Origin of the sequence: Burkholderia sp. Nafp2/4-1b, from assembly GCF_003635165.1 — a bacterium.
Lineage (GTDB): Bacteria > Pseudomonadota > Gammaproteobacteria > Burkholderiales > Burkholderiaceae > Burkholderia.
The window spans coordinates 162,697-179,239 of record NZ_ML058624.1; the positions used below are offsets into that span (position 1 = coordinate 162,697).

General features: G+C 69.6%; 12 protein-coding genes. 2 read left to right on the top strand and 10 right to left on the bottom strand.

From position 1 onward, the window contains the following. Positions 1–11: 11 nt before the first annotated feature. The gene (locus tag C7H84_RS30680) at positions 12–299 is read right to left on the bottom strand and encodes a type II toxin-antitoxin system ParD family antitoxin (protein ID WP_121862314.1); all 288 of its coding nucleotides are present in this window, start codon (positions 297–299) and stop codon (positions 12–14) included. Positions 300–411: 112 nt separating this feature from the next. Continuing rightward, positions 412–1,575, bottom strand: a complete 1,164-nt coding sequence (locus C7H84_RS30685; RefSeq protein WP_121862315.1) for a M20 aminoacylase family protein — start codon at positions 1,573–1,575, stop codon at positions 412–414. Between the two features lie 352 nt (positions 1,576–1,927). Here C7H84_RS30685 and C7H84_RS30690 point away from each other — a divergent pair, with 352 nt between their 5' ends. Both C7H84_RS30690 and C7H84_RS30695 read left to right on the top strand, forming a co-directional pair. Next, entirely contained in the window at positions 1,928–2,998 is a 1,071-nt protein-coding gene (locus tag C7H84_RS30690; RefSeq protein ID WP_121862316.1) for a type IV toxin-antitoxin system AbiEi family antitoxin, read from the top strand. Beyond that, on the top strand, positions 2,967–3,872 hold the full coding sequence (locus C7H84_RS30695) for a nucleotidyl transferase AbiEii/AbiGii toxin family protein (RefSeq protein ID WP_121862317.1): 906 nt from the start codon (positions 2,967–2,969) through the stop codon (positions 3,870–3,872). The genes C7H84_RS30690 and C7H84_RS30695 overlap by 32 nt, the downstream gene beginning before the upstream one ends. Positions 3,873–3,914: 42 nt before the next feature. Here the strand turns inward: C7H84_RS30695 and C7H84_RS30700 are convergent, their stop codons facing one another. The 8 genes from C7H84_RS30700 to C7H84_RS30735 form a co-directional block, all read right to left on the bottom strand. Beyond that, complete coding sequence (locus tag C7H84_RS30700) at positions 3,915–4,337, bottom strand: type II toxin-antitoxin system VapC family toxin (RefSeq protein ID WP_121862318.1); 423 nt, start codon at positions 4,335–4,337, stop codon at positions 3,915–3,917. Next, on the bottom strand, positions 4,334–4,600 hold the full coding sequence (gene vapB, locus C7H84_RS30705) for a type II toxin-antitoxin system VapB family antitoxin (protein ID WP_121862319.1): 267 nt from the start codon (positions 4,598–4,600) through the stop codon (positions 4,334–4,336). Before vapB ends, C7H84_RS30700 begins: the two co-directional genes overlap by 4 nt. A gap of 258 nt (positions 4,601–4,858) precedes the next feature. Next, on the bottom strand, positions 4,859–5,899 hold the full coding sequence (locus C7H84_RS30710; RefSeq protein WP_121862320.1) for a GNAT family N-acetyltransferase: 1,041 nt from the start codon (positions 5,897–5,899) through the stop codon (positions 4,859–4,861). Next, the gene (locus tag C7H84_RS30715; protein WP_121862321.1) at positions 5,899–6,738 is read right to left on the bottom strand and encodes a formyltransferase family protein; all 840 of its coding nucleotides are present in this window, start codon (positions 6,736–6,738) and stop codon (positions 5,899–5,901) included. Before C7H84_RS30715 ends, C7H84_RS30710 begins: the two co-directional genes overlap by 1 nt. Positions 6,739–6,823: 85 nt before the next feature. Continuing rightward, positions 6,824–9,088, bottom strand: a complete 2,265-nt coding sequence (locus C7H84_RS30720) for a TonB-dependent siderophore receptor (RefSeq protein ID WP_121862322.1) — start codon at positions 9,086–9,088, stop codon at positions 6,824–6,826. A 46-nt stretch (positions 9,089–9,134) separates the two neighbouring features. Further along, entirely contained in the window at positions 9,135–10,511 is a 1,377-nt protein-coding gene (locus C7H84_RS30725) for a lysine N(6)-hydroxylase/L-ornithine N(5)-oxygenase family protein (RefSeq protein WP_121862323.1), read from the bottom strand. A 34-nt stretch (positions 10,512–10,545) separates the two neighbouring features. Further along, complete coding sequence (locus tag C7H84_RS30730; RefSeq protein ID WP_121862324.1) at positions 10,546–11,571, bottom strand: GNAT family N-acetyltransferase; 1,026 nt, start codon at positions 11,569–11,571, stop codon at positions 10,546–10,548. Next, positions 11,561–16,543 carry a non-ribosomal peptide synthetase gene (locus C7H84_RS30735; RefSeq protein WP_121862325.1) on the bottom strand — a complete coding sequence of 1,661 codons (4,983 nt, stop codon included), beginning with the start codon at positions 16,541–16,543 and terminating at the stop codon, positions 11,561–11,563. The genes C7H84_RS30730 and C7H84_RS30735 overlap by 11 nt, the downstream gene beginning before the upstream one ends.

The window sequence follows — 16,543 nt, forward strand, 5'->3', positions numbered from 1 at the left end:
GCCAACGGTCTTCAGGATTCGGGGCATGAATCGTGCGACCACAGGTGACCGGCCTTAACCGCAACGCGTTGCGCCCGCATGCGCGCCAGGAAGGTTTCCCCGTCGAACGTCTGGGGAGGCCCTGAAGCGTCCCCGGCGTCCAGCGCGTCGTGCAGCGCGCGCGCCTGCGCTTCGCGTGATCCGAGCGGCCGCAATCTCGCTCGTACGGTGTCGCTATCGGAGCATCGCTCCGGCTGCACGTCGGTGCCGACGTACTCCGCAACGTGATCGTCTTGGGAAATAGATGCTTTTTGCGACATGGTTCACTTCGTTAGAACACGATGGGCATATACCAAGGCAATGTACATGCCGTATGTAATGGCTGGGAGCGGATTGTGAATGCCTAGCCGCAACCTCACCCCGCATTCGCCATCACACCAGAAACGCCTCCGCCAGCTTCACCCAATACGACGCACCGGTCGGCAGCGCCGCGTCGTTGAAGTCGTAGCCCGGGTTGTGCACCATGCAGCCGCCCTCCCCGTCGCCGTTGCCGATGATCAGGTAGCAGCCCGGCCGCTTCTCGAGCAGGAACGCGAAATCCTCGCTGCCGGTGAGCGGCACCATCCCGTCGATCAGGTTCGCTTCGCCGACCCACTCGCGCGCGACGCCGCGGGCGAATGCGGTCATGTCCGCATCGTTGACGAGCACCGGGTAGCGGCGCTGGTAGTCGATCGTCGCGGTCGCGCCGAACACGGCCGCCTGCGCATGAACGACTTCCTTGATGCGCGTTTCGAGCAGGTCGCGCACCTCCGGTTTCAGCGCGCGCACGGACAGGCGCATCTGCGCGCGGTCGGGAATCACGTTCGGCGCCTCGCCCGCATGGATCGCGCCGACCGTGACGATCGCCATGTCGAGCGGCGACACGTTGCGCGACACGATCGTCTGCAGCGCGATGACGATCTGCGCGCACACGACGACCGGGTCGATCGCCTTGTGCGGCACCGCGCCGTGGCCGCCGCGCCCCTGCACGTCGATGATCACGGTATCCGACGACGCCATGAACGGCCCCGGCAGGAAGCCGAACTTGCCGGTCGGGAAACCGGGCATGTTGTGCATCGCGAAGATCGCATCGCACGGGAATTGCTCGAACAGTCCGTCGTCGAGCATTTTCTTCGCGCCGCCGAGCCCTTCCTCGGCCGGCTGGAAAATCAGGTTCAGCGTGCCGGAAAAGCGGCGCTCGCGCGCGAGGTGCTTCGCGGCGGCAAGCAGCATCGCCGTGTGGCCGTCGTGGCCGCACGCGTGCATCTTGCCGGGGATCGTGCTCTGGTACGGCAGACCGGTCGACTCGTGGATCGGCAGCGCGTCCATGTCGGCGCGCAGGCCGAGGCGCTGCGCGCCGTCGCCGACCTTCAGCTGCGCGACCACGCCCGTGCCGCCAAGCCCGCGATGGACCGTGTAGCCCCACGCCTGCAACTGCTCGGCAACGAGGTCGCTCGTCGCGAATTCCTCGAAGCCCAGTTCGGGGTGGGCATGAATGCGGTGCCGGATCTGGATCATTTCGTCGGCGAGGCCTGCGGGGATCACGCTGTGCGTCACGGTGTCGTCTCCTGTGTGCTGTGGGTGTGCTGGCAAGGATAGTCCGACGAGCAGCAACCGGACAGACGTAAAGTCGTCACGGAGACAACCTTTAGTTGCCAGCCGAGCACCCGCGACGGGCGACGGAGTCGGCGGACCACGCATACCGGCCGTCCGGACGAGTGCCCCGCCGGCTCAGCTCGTATGACACTGTGGGTTCGATCGCGATTGTCTGGCGGAGGAATCGTTGATAGCCGTCCGAAATTCTGGAATAGTTCCGTTTCACCAAAGGGTTGGCCGTAGTTGTTCATTTTTTGACGCTTGTACATTTTTTGTGTACGCTGATAAAAAAGTGAACAAGCGAACCGCTCCGATGCCCGACAACGCCACTCTTCCGACAGCGGAACAGCACGTGCTGAACGAAGCGTGCGCCGCGTTCGAACGCGCGACCCGACGCTTCCACGCCCGGCCCGTACGCGTGCCGGCCGCATACCAGCCGCACGCCGACGCGATGATCCGCTTCCGCATTGCCGGGCAGACCTTCGAGATGCCGGCGGCCGTGAGCGTCGGCGTCGAATCCATGCAGGATGCGCGCGCGGCGCTGCGGCGCCGTGGCAGCGCGCCCGTGCCCGGCGAGCGGCCGCTGATGCTGGTCGCGCCGTACGTGTCAGCCGAACTGGCCGCTCGCCTGACCGATGAAGGCATTCCGTTCGTCGATACCGCCGGCAACGCGTGCCTGCTCCAGCCGGAGGCCACGGTGATGATCTCGGGCCGCCCGAAACCGGCCCGCATGCGGCGCCGGCAGGCGTCGCGCGCCACGACGCCGAAGGGGCTCGCCGTGATGTTCGCGCTCGCGACGCAGCCGGGCCTCGTCGCGCAGCCGTATCGCGCGATCGCGGCCGCATCGGGCGTCGCGCTCGGCACGGTCAACCTCGCGATGGACGACCTGATCGCGCGCGGCCTCGTCGCACAGCGGCGCAACGGCGAACGGCTGATGCCCGACTGGCCACGCTTCTTGCAGGAATGGGTCGCACTGTATCCGAGCCGCCTGCGCGCGAAACTGCCGGCCCGGCGCTTTGCCGCGCTCGCCCCCGACTGGTGGCGCGACTTCGATTTCGCCGCCTTCGATGCGCGGCTCGGCGGCGAACCGGCGGCCGATCTGCTCACGCACGACCTGAAGCCCGCCGCGATCACCGTCTACACGCACGGCGCCGCGTCGAACCGCCTGCTCGTCCAGGCGCGCCTGCGCCCGGACGAGCACGGCGATGTCGAGTTGCTCGAAGCGTTCTGGCCGCCCTCGCCGGCGCTCGACTGGCGCGAGCAGGACATGCCGCTCGTGCCGCCGCTCCTGATCTACGCGGATCTCGTCTCGTCCGGAGACAGCCGCAACCTTGCCGCCGCGGAACACATCCATGACCGATACCTCGCCCACCTGCCCGCTTGAAATCGACGCGCGCCGGCCGCTCGAGCCGGCGGCGGTCGCGCTGCTGCAGGCGGTCGGCGCGGCCTGCGCGCGGCTCGACGCGGCATTCGTCGTGGCCGGCGCGACCGCGCGCGACATCCTGATGTGGCACGTCCACGGCATCCGGCCGGTGCGTGCGACGCGCGACGTCGACGTCGCGGTGTGCGCGGTCAACTGGCCGTTTCATGAACGGCTCGTCGATGCGCTCGTCGCGACCGGACAATTCGCCCGCGCGCCGAAGCATCGGCAGAAGCTGCTGTTCGACAGCGGTACGCCGGGTTTTCGCACCGAACTCGATCTCGTACCGTTCGGGCCGCTCGAAACGCCGCCCGGTGAAATTGCATGGCCGCCGGGCGGCGACTTCGTGCTCAATGTGCTGGGGTTTCAGGAGGCGGTCGATACGGCGCTGGCCGTGTTGATCGGCGCCGGCATCACGGTGCCGGTGGCGAGCCTGCCGGCACTCGCGCTGCTGAAGCTGCTCGCGTGGAAGGACCGGCGCGCGCGCCAGAATAGCGACGCGTACGACCTGCTGTTCCTGCTCACGCATTTTCACGATGCGGGCGATCGCGAGCGCATCTGGGACGTCGCGCCCGACCTGCTCGAACAACATGGTTTCGAGCCGGAGCTGGCGGCAGCGGCGCTGCTCGCACGCGACGCGAAGCGGATCGCGTCACCGCACACGCACGATGCGATCCGCGCGTTGTTGTCAGACGAAGCGACTTACGCGACGCTCGGGCAGGATCTGCAGGCCCGTGCGTTCGCGCTGTTGCCGGGTGAATTCAATGACGACGCCGATCGGTATCTCGATGCGTTCCGTGGCGGCTTCCTCGCGAGTCCGCCCGTTCATCGGGAATGACATGCTGCCGCGCGACGGCCATGCCATCGTGCCTGCACAGCCTCATGCCGAAGCGGCCCAGTCTTCGAGCGACAATCCCGCGACACGGTTGAATTCGCGACTATTGTTGGTGACGAGCACGGCGCCGGCCGCGATCGCGTGGCCGGCGATCGATGCATCGTTTGCACCGATCGGCGTGCCACGTGCGGCTAGGTCCACTCGAATCGCGGTCGTTGCATCGATCGCCGCGGTATCCCACGACAGCACGCCGTCCAGCCGGGCGACAAAGTTCGTCACGAGTTCGGCATGCTTCGGCGATGCCTTTCTGCCGACTGAGCCGAACCGCATCTCGGCATAGGTAATCGCCGATACGACGATCCGGTGCTGCGCATTGACGCAGGACTGCAATCGGGACAACACCACGGGCGGCCGCTCGCGCATGATGAACGAACAAATGTTCGTATCGAGCATGTAGAGCGTGGTCACCGGCCGGGCTCCGTCGGTGCATCGTCATCGGCGCTGGACAGGTCGAAACGGCCGGATTCGACGACGGTCGGGCGCGTGGCCAGGAAGTCGGCATCGGCCAGCGGTTCATTGGCGAACGACAACCACGTCGGGCGCACCGGCCGCAGCAGCAGCGTGTCGCCCTCGCGGCGGATCTCGAGTTCGGTCACACCCTCGAATTCCATGTCCTTCGGGATGCGGATGGCCTGATTGCGGGCATTCTTGAAAATGGAAACGGTGCGCATGAGCCACTCCATGGGAGTACGATGCGCCCATTCTAAACATATGCTGGCATATGTCAATGTAGGGGAGCGCGGAACGAGAATCGCGCTCACTGCTGTCCCGGGCGTGCTTTGCATGTCGTCACGACCTGTGTGGTTGAGGGAGAGATCCATTCTTCCTCATACCGTGCGCCCGTTCCATATCCCGAACGGCCGATCCTCGGCCCTGGTGAGCCGCGCGAAGCATCATCCAGCCGCGCCGGCACTTCGCGCCCTCTCCCGTCACGGCAACCGGAAACTGTCGAAGAACGTTTCGCGCTCCATCACGGTGAGCGCCGCGCGCTTGTGCGGGAAGTCGAACTCCTTCAGCGTGTAGAACCCGAGCCGGTGCATGTACGCGATATGCCGCACGTGATCGACGCGCGGCTCGCCGACGAGCCGCTGCGTACGCGGTTCGTCGACGAACATGTAGTGCAGCACGCCGCTCCACCACGCATGCAGCTTGCCCGCGCTCTGGAAGCGCGAGTCGCCGATCAGCAGGTGCAGCCCGCGATCGTAGTCGTGCGCGTCGTAGAACGGCGCGAGGCGGTCCTCCTTCGCCCAGTAGAACTCGAAATAGCCGAACGGCGTGTCGTCGAAATAGCCGATCATCGGATGCATGTGCGGATCGGCGAGCCGCTCCGCGAGATACGCGGCGTGCTCGTCGAGCGTGCCGCGCTGATCCCAGAAATGCGCGACGCGATCGAGGTTCATCCAGTCGCTGAAGAGTTGCGCATCCGCGTCGATATCGACGGTGCGCAGGCTGAACGTCATCCCGACCTGCGGCATGTAGCGCGCATAGATCTCACCGGCCGGCGACGGCGGCCGCACCGGATGCCGGTGGCCGTTCGTGATCGTGTAGCGCAGCGGCATCCCGCCCGATGCGCTCGCCTTCAGCCACGGCCGCGGGTTCTGCCAGAAGGTCGCGCGCGATGCGCTCAGGCGCAGCCGCTCGCCGGCGATCCGCGCGTCGTCGATCACGCCGTCGCGCACAGCGCGGGCGACGTACGCCGCGACGGCCGCCGGGTCGGCGCTGCCAAGCGGCACCGATACCGTCGCCATGTCGTGCCGCGTGTCCGTGTTGAACAGCGCGACGAATTCCGCGAGCAGCGCGCCCGGCGAATCGTCGGGCCGCCATGCGTCGAGCGTGCGCTCGGCGGCGGGCGACGCCTGCACCTGCACCTGCGCGTCCGTTCGTGCGTGCGCAGCGCCGTCGAGCGCCGCGGCCACCTCGCCTTCGACGGCGTCGGCCGTGCGTGCCGGTTTCGTCAGCGTGTCTTCCATCACAGTGCTCCCGCGTCGTGGCGGTCGGCGAGGATGTGCAGCCCGCGCTCGAGTGCCGGAAACAGGCTGCGCTGAAAGTTGTTCCAGCGCAGTTCGAGAATCGTGTCGTCCGGCGCGATCGGCGTGTCGAGCACGTCGCAGATCACCTCGCCGGAATCGATGCCGTTGTCGACGTAGTGGAACGATGCGCCCGTCGTCGTCACGGGTTCCACGCGCGACGTCGTGCCGCTCGCCCAGTCGACCCGTTCGCCGCGCGCGCCATGCAGCGCGTCGAGCGTCGCCCACGCGCCGCGCCGCTGGTACGGCGAATCGTCGGCCGTGATACCGGGGTGGATGTTCGCGATGCGACGGTGAAAGCGCGCGCCGGGGCGCACGAGTTCGTCGAGGATCACGAGCAGCCCGTCGAGCACGACCACGTCGGCGTCGAGTTCGAGCAGGCGTTCGAGCAGGCGGCGCTCGAACGCCTGCTTGCCCGTCACGCGTTCGCGCGCGTCGCGCGGCAGCCGCCGGTACGTCGACGCAATCGTGCAGAACAGATCGTCGACGGGCCGGCCCTGCACGGCCAGCCCGTCGGGCAGGATCCACGGGCGGCCCGGCGTGCGCTTGAACCCGTAGTCGGCGACCCTCGCGCGGTCGGCCGGCGAGCCTTCGTCGTCGTCGACGATCACGCCCTGCAGCGTATAGCGTTCGCCGAGCGGCGAGTCGTTCAGGCGCTCGACGAGGAATTCGAGCGGCGCCTTCATGTAGCGCGTGCCGCCCTGGTAAGCGACCGGCTGGCCGGCGCGATCGGCCGCGCCGTTGCGCAGCGACTGGATGTAGACGAGGTTTTTCTTCGGCATGGAGGCGTCGTGGAAAAAGCGGACGACGGCGCCGCGGCCCGCCGCACCGGCCCGAAGGCTGGCCGGCACGCCGCGGCGCGCGGCGTCACCAGTTGTATTTCGCGGTGGCGATCACCGTGCGGTCGGTACCAAAAATGCAGACGTTCGTCGACTGGCAACCGCTGATGTAGTGGCGGTTGAACAGGTTCGTCCCGTTCACGGCAAAGCGCCAGTTACGCGTGTCGTAGTGCACGCCTGCGTCGAACAGCGTGTAGCTCGACACGGTCAGCGAGTTGTCGGCCGCACCGGCCGACGCGCTCTGGTAGCGCACGCCGCCGCCGAGGCCGAAGCCGGTGAGCGGCCCGGTGTGCCATGTCCAGTCCGCCCACAGCGACGCCATCTGGCGCGGCCGCGGAATGTCGACCGGCCAGTTGTTCAGCGATGCGTCGTTGGCCTTCACGTTCTTCACGTCCTGGTACACGTAGGACGCGATCAGCGACAGGTTCCGCGTGAGCTTGCCGGTCGCGTTCAGCTCGATCCCGCGCGAGCGCACTTCGCCGGTCTGGATCGACGTCGTGCCGGCCGGATCGAGACTCGTCGGCGTCGGCGTGAGCACGTTGGTCTGGTTGATCTGGTAGATCGCCGCGCTCAGCATCATGTTCTTGCCGGGCGGCTGCCAGCGCAGGCCGGCCTCGATCTGCTTGCCGCGCGTCGGCTGCGGCAGGCCGCCGCCGTAGAGATTCACGCCGATCAGCGGATTGAACGACGTCGCGTAGCTGACGTACGGCGACAGCCCGTAGTCGCCCTGATACGTGAGGCCCACGCGGCCCGTGAATGCCGTGACGTCGGCCTTCGACTGCGTGCCGCCCTCGCGGTCGTCCATCCGCTGATTGACCCAGTCCTCGCGGCCGCCGAGCGTCAGCGTCCAGCGGTTCCACTTGACCTGGTCCTGCACGTACAGCCCGAACGTGTTCATCGTCGTGTACGTGTTGGTGCGGTACGTGGTGTTCGGCGGCGAGAACACGGACAGCGTGACCGGCGTGTAGACCGGGTTGTAGATGTTCAGCGTCGGCGCGGCGGCCAGCCATTCGCTGTCGGTCGCGGTCTGCCGGTTGTACTGGAAGCCGAGCAGCAGCGTGTGCTCGAGTGGCCCCGTGCCGAAGCGGCCCTGCAGGTTGTTGTCGATGTCGAAGCGGCTGTAGTTCGTCTGGAACACGCCGGCCCAGCGGTTGATGTCGGTCAGGCTGCCGTCCGCGAAGCCCGCGCCGAACACCGAGCCGTTGTCGAGCGACAGGTGCATCCAGCGCACGTTCTGGCGGAACGTCCACATGGAGTTCAGGTTCCGCTCGAACTGGTAGCCGAGCGACCACTGCTTCTTGCGGTAGTAGTTGAAGTCGGGGTCGCCGCCGTAGACGTCCTTGCTCAGCTGCCCGTTCGGGTTCGGCAGCACGGTGCCTTGCGCGGGCAGGAAGTTCGACGAGATGTCGCCCCAGTCCTGCAGGTACGTGGCGGACAGCGTCAGCGACGTATCGGCGTCCGGGCGCCAGCGGAACGACGGCGCGAGCGCGACGCGCTGGTCGTTGTTCGGGCCCGTCAGCGCATTGCCGTCGCGCGCGACGCCGACGAACCGGTACGCGTACTTGCCGTCCGCGTCGAGCTTGTCGCCGACGTCGAGCATGAACTGCTTGCGCGCATAGTTGCCGAACTGCACGCCGGCTTCGCGCACGCGCTCGCCGTCGGCCGTCTTGGTCTGCACGTCGATGATCGCACCGGGGTCGCCCGCGCCGTACAGCACCGACGTCGGCCCGCGCAGCACGGTGATGCTGTCGATCATGTACGGATCGACGCGCCAGCTCGACAGGTTCAGCGTGTTCGGCACCTGCAGGCCGTTCACGTAGGCGGTCGGCGTGAAGCCGCGCAGCGCCGCGTACCAGTCGGAACGGTTGTCGGAGCCGTACGACGAGAAGCCCGGCACGTAGCGCAGCGCCGCGTTCACGTCGGTCGCGCCGGTCATCTCGATCTGCTGCGCGGTGACGACGTTGATCGTCTGCGGGATTTCATTGATCGACGTATCGGTCTTGGTGCCGGTGCGGCTGCGCTTCGCGACGAGGCCCACGGTGCCGTCCCCTTCCGCGCCCGCGTTGACGGTGATCGCCGGCAGCGTGCCGGTCGCCGTGCCGTTCGGTGCGCCGGTCGACGTGCCGGCTGCCGCACTGGCCGCCGCACCGTTCTGCGCACTGCCGGCCGACGCCGCCGTGCCTGCGTTCACGGCCGGCGCCGTCTGGGCATATGCGTGCCCCGCGGCCATCCCGAACGCCACGCTTGCCGCGGCTGCGATCGCACGCACACGCGTGCCTGTTGCCCACTCCATCTTTCTCTGCTCCACTTTTTTGATGCGGTCTCCGACCGCGCCTTTGTCAAAGAGCGAAAGCCATGCGGCCCGCGCTCGCCCCGTCTTGATGTCGTTGTTCGTGCACTGCCCGGGCCGCGCCGTCGTCATGCGTGGCCGCGATACCGTCTTCGAGCGATGCGCAGATCTCGTCCGCGCGGCGCGCCAGCACCGACAGCAGCGTGTCGGACAGTCCGTGGCTGTCTTCGCAGCAGCCTTGCAGGTAGATGCGCGGCGCGAAGTGCTCGGGCGTCGCGAGCAGGTAGTCGCGTGTGACGTCGCCGCGCATGAGCGCATCGCCGAGATGCGGCGCGAGCGCTTCGAGCAGCGCCGAATGCGTGTCGCGCCGGTAGCCGGTCGCGAGCACCAGCGCGTCGAAGCGTTCGACGCGCGTCGCGCCGCTCATCCGGTCGCGCAGCGTCAGCTCGATACGGCCGTCGGCGGTGCGCACGGCGGCCTCGATCGCGCTGTTCGCGAGCAGCGCATGGCGCGGCGTGCCGTCGATGCGCTGCAGGTACAGCATTTCGTAGATCTCCTCGATCAGCGGCCGATCGACCACCGCGTAGTTGGTGTCGCGATAGCGCTCGAGCAGCGCGCGGCGCGCATCGTGCGGCTGCGCGTACACGACGTCGGTGAACTCGGGGCTGAAGATCTCGTTGACGAACGGACTGTCGTCGGCCGGTTTCAGCGCGCCCGCGCGCATCACGAGGTTCGCGTCGACGTGCGGGAAGCGGCGCGCGAGATCGATGAACACCTCGGCCGCGCTCTGCCCGGCGCCGATCACCGCGACGCGGCGGCGCTCGCCGTCCGGCGACGCGACCAGCCGGTCGATGTCGGTCAGGTAGGATGACGAATGGATCACGCGATCGCGGCCGAGTGCGGCGAACGCGTCCGGCACCGCCGGCGTGCCGCCGACGCCCACCGACAGCGCACGCGTCACGCGCTGGCGCTCGTGGCCGGCCGCGTCGCGCGACAGCACGCGCAGCGCGTCGATGCGCGCGCCGTCGCCGCGCACCGGTTCGATCGCCGTGACGGTCTCGCTGTAGTGCACATGCTCGTCGAACGCTTCCGCGACCCAGCTCAGGTAGTCGTGGAATTCGACGCGGGTCGGATAGAAGTTCTTCAGGTTCACGAATTCGTTCAGCCGGCCGCGTTCGAACAGGTAGTTGATGAACGTGTAGCGGCTCTTCGGATCGCGCATCGTCACGAGATCCTTCAGAAACGAGATCTGCATCCGGCAGTCGTCGAGCAGCATCCCGCGGTGCCAGCCGAATTCCGGCTGGCGTTCGACGAAGCAATGCGCGAACGGCCGTGCGCCGTTGCGTTCCGCGAGGCGCACGGCCAGCGCCAGGTTCGACGGCCCGAAGCCGACGCCGATCAGGTCGAATACGGTTTCTCTCTGCATGTCTCTCAGCTCCCTTGTCGGTGAAACCGGCGCGTCATACATGACGGCCGGAGAAGAACGTCTCGCGCTGCGCGCACATCCACAGCGGCTGCGCGTCGGCGAGCGTCAGACGACGCTGCCGCGCGAAGCCGTGCCGCGCGAGGGTGTCGACGACCTGCGCGCGGCCGGCCGGGACCGCGCAGCCGACCGCTTCGGTGCGCGGGTCGTCGAGAAACAGGTAATGAACGACGGACGGCAGCCAGCCGGCCACGCAGTGCGGGCCGCGCCAGCGCGATGCGCCGACCAGCATCCGCAGCCCGCGGTCGTAGTCGCGTGCGCCGACGTGCGGCGCGAGCCGGTCTTCCTTCAGCCAGAACGCCTCGACATACGCGAATGGTTCGCCGTCGAAGCAGCCGATGAGCGGCGTGACGTGCGGATCGGCATCGGGCGCCGTGCCGTCCGCGCCGGGCTGCGCACCCGGCCAGCCGTCGCGCACGCGCGGTTCGTCGAACCACCGCGCGACGCGCGCGGCGTCCTCGGCCGGCTGCCAGCCGCGCAGCGTGAAGCGCACGCCGAGCGCCGGCAGGTCGCGCGCGTAGACGTCGCCGCGCGGCGCGGGCGGCCGGCGCGGATGACGCCGGCCATCCGTCAGCATCGGCAGCGTCGCGCATGGCAAATGCGTGCCGACGCGCCACAGGTCGGCCTGCTGCGCCCAGCCTTCGCGCATGCACAGGCCGCCGTCGGCGAGCACGCCGCTCGCGCGCAGTGCGTCGAGCGCGACCGCCGGCCACGCAGCCGGGTCGAGCCGGATCGCCGCATGGCGCAGGCCGTCGGCAAACGCCGCGGCGAGCGCGGCCAGCAGCGCGCGGCGCTGGTCGGCCGGCGCCGCGCGATGGTTGTAGGCGACGAGACGCAGCGCGCCGTCGTCGCCGAGTTGTGCGCGCAGCAGCTGCGCGCCGATGCCGTCGCCCTGCGCGACGCGGATCTGCGCGCCGTCGCGCACGGCGAACAGGCCGTCCGCGAACGCGAGGCGGTACGTATCGAGCATCGTGAAGCCGTCCGGACGCACTTCAGCGAGCATCGCGCACCTCCTCCGCTTCGGCCGACGCGGCGATGCGCGCGGCGAGCGCCGCGAGCGTCGGGGCCGCGAACACGTCGCCCACCGTCAGCGCGTGACCGGCGCGGCCGGCCGCATCGACGAAGCGCACGATGTCGAATGAAGTCGCCCCCGCCTCGAACAGATCGGCGTCGGGCGCCGGTGCGGCCGTCGCGAACGTGTCGGACCACAGCGCGGCGAGCGTGGCGGCGGCGTTCGGGGCGCTCGCCGCCCGGCTTGCCGGGGCGGCTGCGACCGCACCAGGTGCCGGCGCGGCGAACAGCGCATCGGGCACACCAAGCGCCGCTTCCGATGCGCCGGCAAACCGCGCGACTTCGTCGTGATAGAGATCGACGAGCGCATCGACGAGACCGCCGTCGAGCAGTTCGTCCGCATACGAGAACGCGGCGCTCACGCGGCCGTCCGGATGCTCGACGACGTCCAGTTCCAGCGTGAACACCACGCGATGGCGCACGTCGTCGAACTCGTCGAGCGACAGCCCGGCCCAGTCGCGTGCGGCGGCGCCGGTCGGGCGCAGATAGTTGAACATCACCTGGAACAGCGGATTGGCTTGCGCGGCACGCGGCGCGCGCAGCGCCGCGACGACGTCGGCGAACGGCACGTCGGCATGCGCGTATGCGGCGAGCGCCGTGTCGCGCACCTGCGCGAGCACGTCCGCGCGGCGGGCCGTTGCGTCGAGCCGCGTGCGCACCACCACGGAATTGATGAAGAGCCCGAGCGCATCGCGCGCAGCTTCACCGGTGAGCTCGCGCGTCGACGCGAGCACGCCGACCGGCTGGTCGGCCGCACCGGTCACGCGGAACAGCGCGGTGTTGAGCGCTGCGTGCAGCAGCATCGGCAACGTCGCGTGTGCAGCCGACGCGGCGTCGCGCGCGGCACGGATCAGCGACACGTCGAACTCGAACGCGATGCGCGCCGCGCGCCATTGCGGGACGGCCGGTGCATCGGCACGCTGCGGCAGCACGGACGGCGGCAGGTCGGCCAGCGCGTCGCGCCAGTACGCGATGCGGGCCGGATGGCATGGTGCCGGCAGCACGAGTGACGCGCTTTCCGCCGATGCCGGCACCGATGCCGATGCCGCTTCGCCACGCACCAGCGCGACATAGCGCGCACGCACCGCGTCGAGCCACAGCTCGATCGATTCGCCATCCGACACGATGTGATGGATCGTCACCGACAGCACGTGATCGTCCGCCGCGAGCTTCAGCACGCGTGCGCGCCACAGCGGCGCATCGGCCTCGAGATCGAACGGCGCGAGCGCATCGGCGTCGGTGAGCGCCGCCGCGCGGGCGAGCGCGTCGGGCTGCGCGGACAAATCGACGAGCGGCAGCGCGACGGGCGCCGCAGCGTCGATCCGCTGGCCCGGCAGCATGCCGTCGCGAGCGACGAGTCGCGTGCGCAGCGCCGGATGCGCGGCCGCGACCGCCGAGAACGCCGCGCGCAGCGCACCGACGTCGAGCGGGCCGCGCACGCGCAACGCGACGGGAATGTTGTACGCGGCGCTGTCCGGCTGTGCGCGCCACAGGAACCACAGGCCGAGCTGCGCGGGCGACAGCGGCCATACGCCGTGCGCATCGCGTTTGACCACCGCGACGCTCGGCGCCGCGGCGCCGGCGTGCGCGGCACGCGGCGCATCGGCCACCTGGCGCGCGTACTGCGCGAGTACCGGCGCTTCGAACAGCGCGCGCACCGGCACGTCGCGGCCGAGCCGCTCGGCGACGCGCGTGGCCACGCGCACCGCGGCCAGCGAATGGCCGCCGAGTTCGAAGAAGTGATCGCCGCGGCCGACCCGCTCGATGTTCAGCACGTCGCGCCAGATCGCCGCGAGCGCGGCTTCGTTGCCGTCGCGGGGCGCTTCGTACGCGCGTTCGACGCGCACCGGCGCCGGCAGCCGCGCGCGGTCGACCTTGCTGTTCGCGTTGCGCGGCAGCGCGTCGAGCACGATCAGCTGCGCGGGCACCATGTAGTCGGGCAGCGTGCGGCGCAGATGCGCATCGAGCGTCGCGGCTTCGACCGGCTGCGCGGCGGCCCGTGCATCGGCGGTCAGTTCGACGTAGGCGACGAGCTGCGCGTGCGCGCCCTGCCCGTGCACGACCGCGCACGCTTCGCGCACCGCGTCGTGCGCGGCCAGCTGCGCTTCGATTTCACCGAGTTCGATCCGCAGCCCGCGCAGCTTCACCTGATGATCGACGCGGCCGATGAAGTCGAACACGCCGTCCGCGCGGCGGCGTACGAGGTCGCCCGTGCGATACAGGCGTGCGCCCGGCGCGCCGTACGGATCGGGCACGAAGCGCTCGGCCGTCAGCGCGGGACGATCGAGGTAGCCGCGCGCGACGCCGATCCCCTCGCCGCCCAGGTACAGCTCGCCGATCACGCCGACCGGCAGCGGATGCAGCCGTTCGTCGAGCACGTGTGCGGTGCGCGCGCCGACCAGCGTGCCGATCGGCAGATAGGCGGCGTCGCCGAGCTTCGCGAGATCGTCGCCGGGACGGAACATCCACAGCGTCGGCGTGATCACGGTTTCGGTCGGGCCGTAGCCGTTGACCACGCGCACGTTCGGCATCGCGCGGCGCAGCATCGCGAACGCCTCGCGCGACGTCGCTTCGCCGCCGACCGTCAGCGAGCGCAGCGTCGGCGGCGCACCGTGCGCGAGCGCCCATTCGGCGAGCTGCGCGGCGCAGCCGGGCGGCACGTAGGTCATCGTCACGCCGTCGCGGATCATCATCGCGCAGGTCTGCGCGGGCGGCCACAGCACGTCGGCCGTCACCGACACGGCGGCGCCCGACAGGTATTGCGAAAACCACCCTTCGTGCGCGCCGTCGAAGTTGACCGACTGGAACAGCAGGAACACGTCGTTCTCGGTTGCGCCGTAGCGCTGCGCGATCGCCACGCAATGCCGCGCGAACGCCGCGTGATCGACGATCACGCCCTTCGGCTTGCCGGTCGAACCCGACGTGTAGATCGCGTATGCCGCATGGCCGGGCAGCACGTCAGGCAGCGCGACGCCGGCGGCTTCGTCGAGTGTCTCGACTTCGTCCGCGCGCCAGACGCGCAGTTCAGGCAGCGCGGGCAGCGACGCGGCGCTCGCGGCGTCGGTCAGCACGTGCGCGATGCCCGCATCGCCGACGATCTGTGCGAGCCGTTCGCGCGGATGGGCCGGATCGAGCGGCACGAACGCGGCGCCCGACTTCAGCACCGCGATCAGCGCGACCAGCAAGTCGACCGAGCGCTGCAGCGCGACGCCGACGCGCATCTCGGGCCGCACGCCGGCCGCGACGAGGTTGCGCGCGATGCGGGCCGCGCGCGCGTCGACCTCGCCGCGCGTCAGCGCGCGATCGATGTCGGCGACGCCGCGGGCGTCGGGGCGCGCCTGCGCATGCGCGGCGATGCGTGCATGCACCGGGACGAACGGCTCAGCTTCAGCCGCGCCCGCCGGCGCGTTGCATGCGAACAGTTGCGCCAATTCGTCGGCCGGCAGCCAGTCGAGATCGCCGATCGGCATGTCGGGGCGCGCGAGCGCATTGCCGAGCAGCGTGACGAAGCGTGCGGCGAGGCGCGCGATCGCATCCGCATCGAACAGGTCGAGCGCGTAGATGAACGCGGCGTCGAACGTTCCGTCGGGTGTCGCCTCGACGGCAAGCGTGAGATCGAATTTCGCGGACGGCGTGCCGGACGGCAGCAAGGCCGCCGACGCCGCGCCCAGCGCCGGCAGCGCGCGGCGTTCGCCATACGCGGCCATCACCTGGAACAGCGGATGGTGGCTCGCGCTGCGCGGCACGCCGAGCGCGTCGACCACCTGTTCGAACGGCACGTCCTGGTGCATCTGCGCATCGACGAGCGCACGCTGCGTGCGCGCGACCAGCGACGCGAAATCGCCGTGCGCGGGCACGTCGACGTCGATCGCGAGCGTATTGACGAAAAAGCCGATCAGCCCGGCGGTTTCCGCGCGCTCGCGGTTCGCGGCCGGCACGCCGACGCAGATCCGCGCATCGCCGGTCGCGCGTGCGAGCAGTGCGTCGAGCGCCGCGAGCAACACCGCGAACGGCGTCGCGCCGGATGCCGCCGCGAACGCGCGCAGTTGCGCACCGGTGCGTGCGTCGAGCGAAAACACGTGACGCGCGCCGCGCGCGCTGCGGCGTGCAGGCCGCGCGGCCGCACCGGGCAGCGTGATCACGCCGCGCTGCGGATCGAGCCGTTCGCGCCAGAACGCGAGCTGCCGCTCGCGCTCGCCCGCATCGAGCCAGCGGCGTTGCCACAGTGCATAGTCCGCGTACTGGATCGGCAGCGGCGCGAGCGGCACCGGCTCGCTCGACGCATATGCGCGATAGAACGCCGCGAGCTCGAACAGCATCACGTCGGACGACCAGCCGTCCGACACGATGTGGTGAACGGTGAGCGCAAGCCAGTGATGCGTCGCGTCGAAGCGGATCAGGTGTGCGCGCACGAGCGGCGCGGTGCCGAGATCGAACGCGTCGGCTTCATCGGCCGTCGCGACGCTTTCGGCGCGCGCGACGCGCTCTCCTTCGGGCAGCGCTTCGAGATCGGTCTCGCGCCACGGGCAGCGCAGCGGCGGATGGATCGTCTGCGCGACGCCGTCCCCGGCTTCGTCGAAGGTCGTGCGCAGCGCTTCATGACGCGCGATCAGCGCATCGCATGCGAGCCGCAGCGCGTGCGCGTCGAGCGGGCCCGTCAGCGCGAGCCGCTCGGTGAGGTGATACGCGTCGGGCGCGTCGATCAGCCGTGCGTGCAGCCACAGCCGCGTCTGCGCGAACGACGCCGGCACGCGATCGCTGCGCGGCGTGCGCGGCGGGATCGGCAGCATGCGGAAGTCGATGCCGGCCGCATCGAGCTTGTCGATGAACACCGTGCGCTGCGCGTCGGGCAGTTGCGCGAAACGCGTCGCGAGCGCGAGCCAGTCGGGTTGAACCTTCGTCAT

Coding starts and splice junctions, on each gene's coding strand:
- C7H84_RS30680 (WP_121862314.1), bottom strand. CDS start 299: ATGTCGCAAAAAGCATCTATTTCCCAAGACGATCACGTTGCGGAGTAC.
- C7H84_RS30690 (WP_121862316.1), top strand. CDS start 1,928: ATGCCCGACAACGCCACTCTTCCGACAGCGGAACAGCACGTGCTGAAC.
- C7H84_RS30695 (WP_121862317.1), top strand. CDS start 2,967: ATGACCGATACCTCGCCCACCTGCCCGCTTGAAATCGACGCGCGCCGG.
- vapB (WP_121862319.1), bottom strand. CDS start 4,600: ATGCGCACCGTTTCCATTTTCAAGAATGCCCGCAATCAGGCCATCCGC.
- C7H84_RS30710 (WP_121862320.1), bottom strand. CDS start 5,899: ATGGAAGACACGCTGACGAAACCGGCACGCACGGCCGACGCCGTCGAA.
- C7H84_RS30715 (WP_121862321.1), bottom strand. CDS start 6,738: ATGCCGAAGAAAAACCTCGTCTACATCCAGTCGCTGCGCAACGGCGCG.
- C7H84_RS30720 (WP_121862322.1), bottom strand. CDS start 9,088: ATGGAGTGGGCAACAGGCACGCGTGTGCGTGCGATCGCAGCCGCGGCA.
- C7H84_RS30725 (WP_121862323.1), bottom strand. CDS start 10,511: ATGCAGAGAGAAACCGTATTCGACCTGATCGGCGTCGGCTTCGGGCCG.
- C7H84_RS30730 (WP_121862324.1), bottom strand. CDS start 11,571: ATGCTCGCTGAAGTGCGTCCGGACGGCTTCACGATGCTCGATACGTAC.
- C7H84_RS30735 (WP_121862325.1), bottom strand. CDS start 16,543: ATGACGAAGGTTCAACCCGACTGGCTCGCGCTCGCGACGCGTTTCGCG.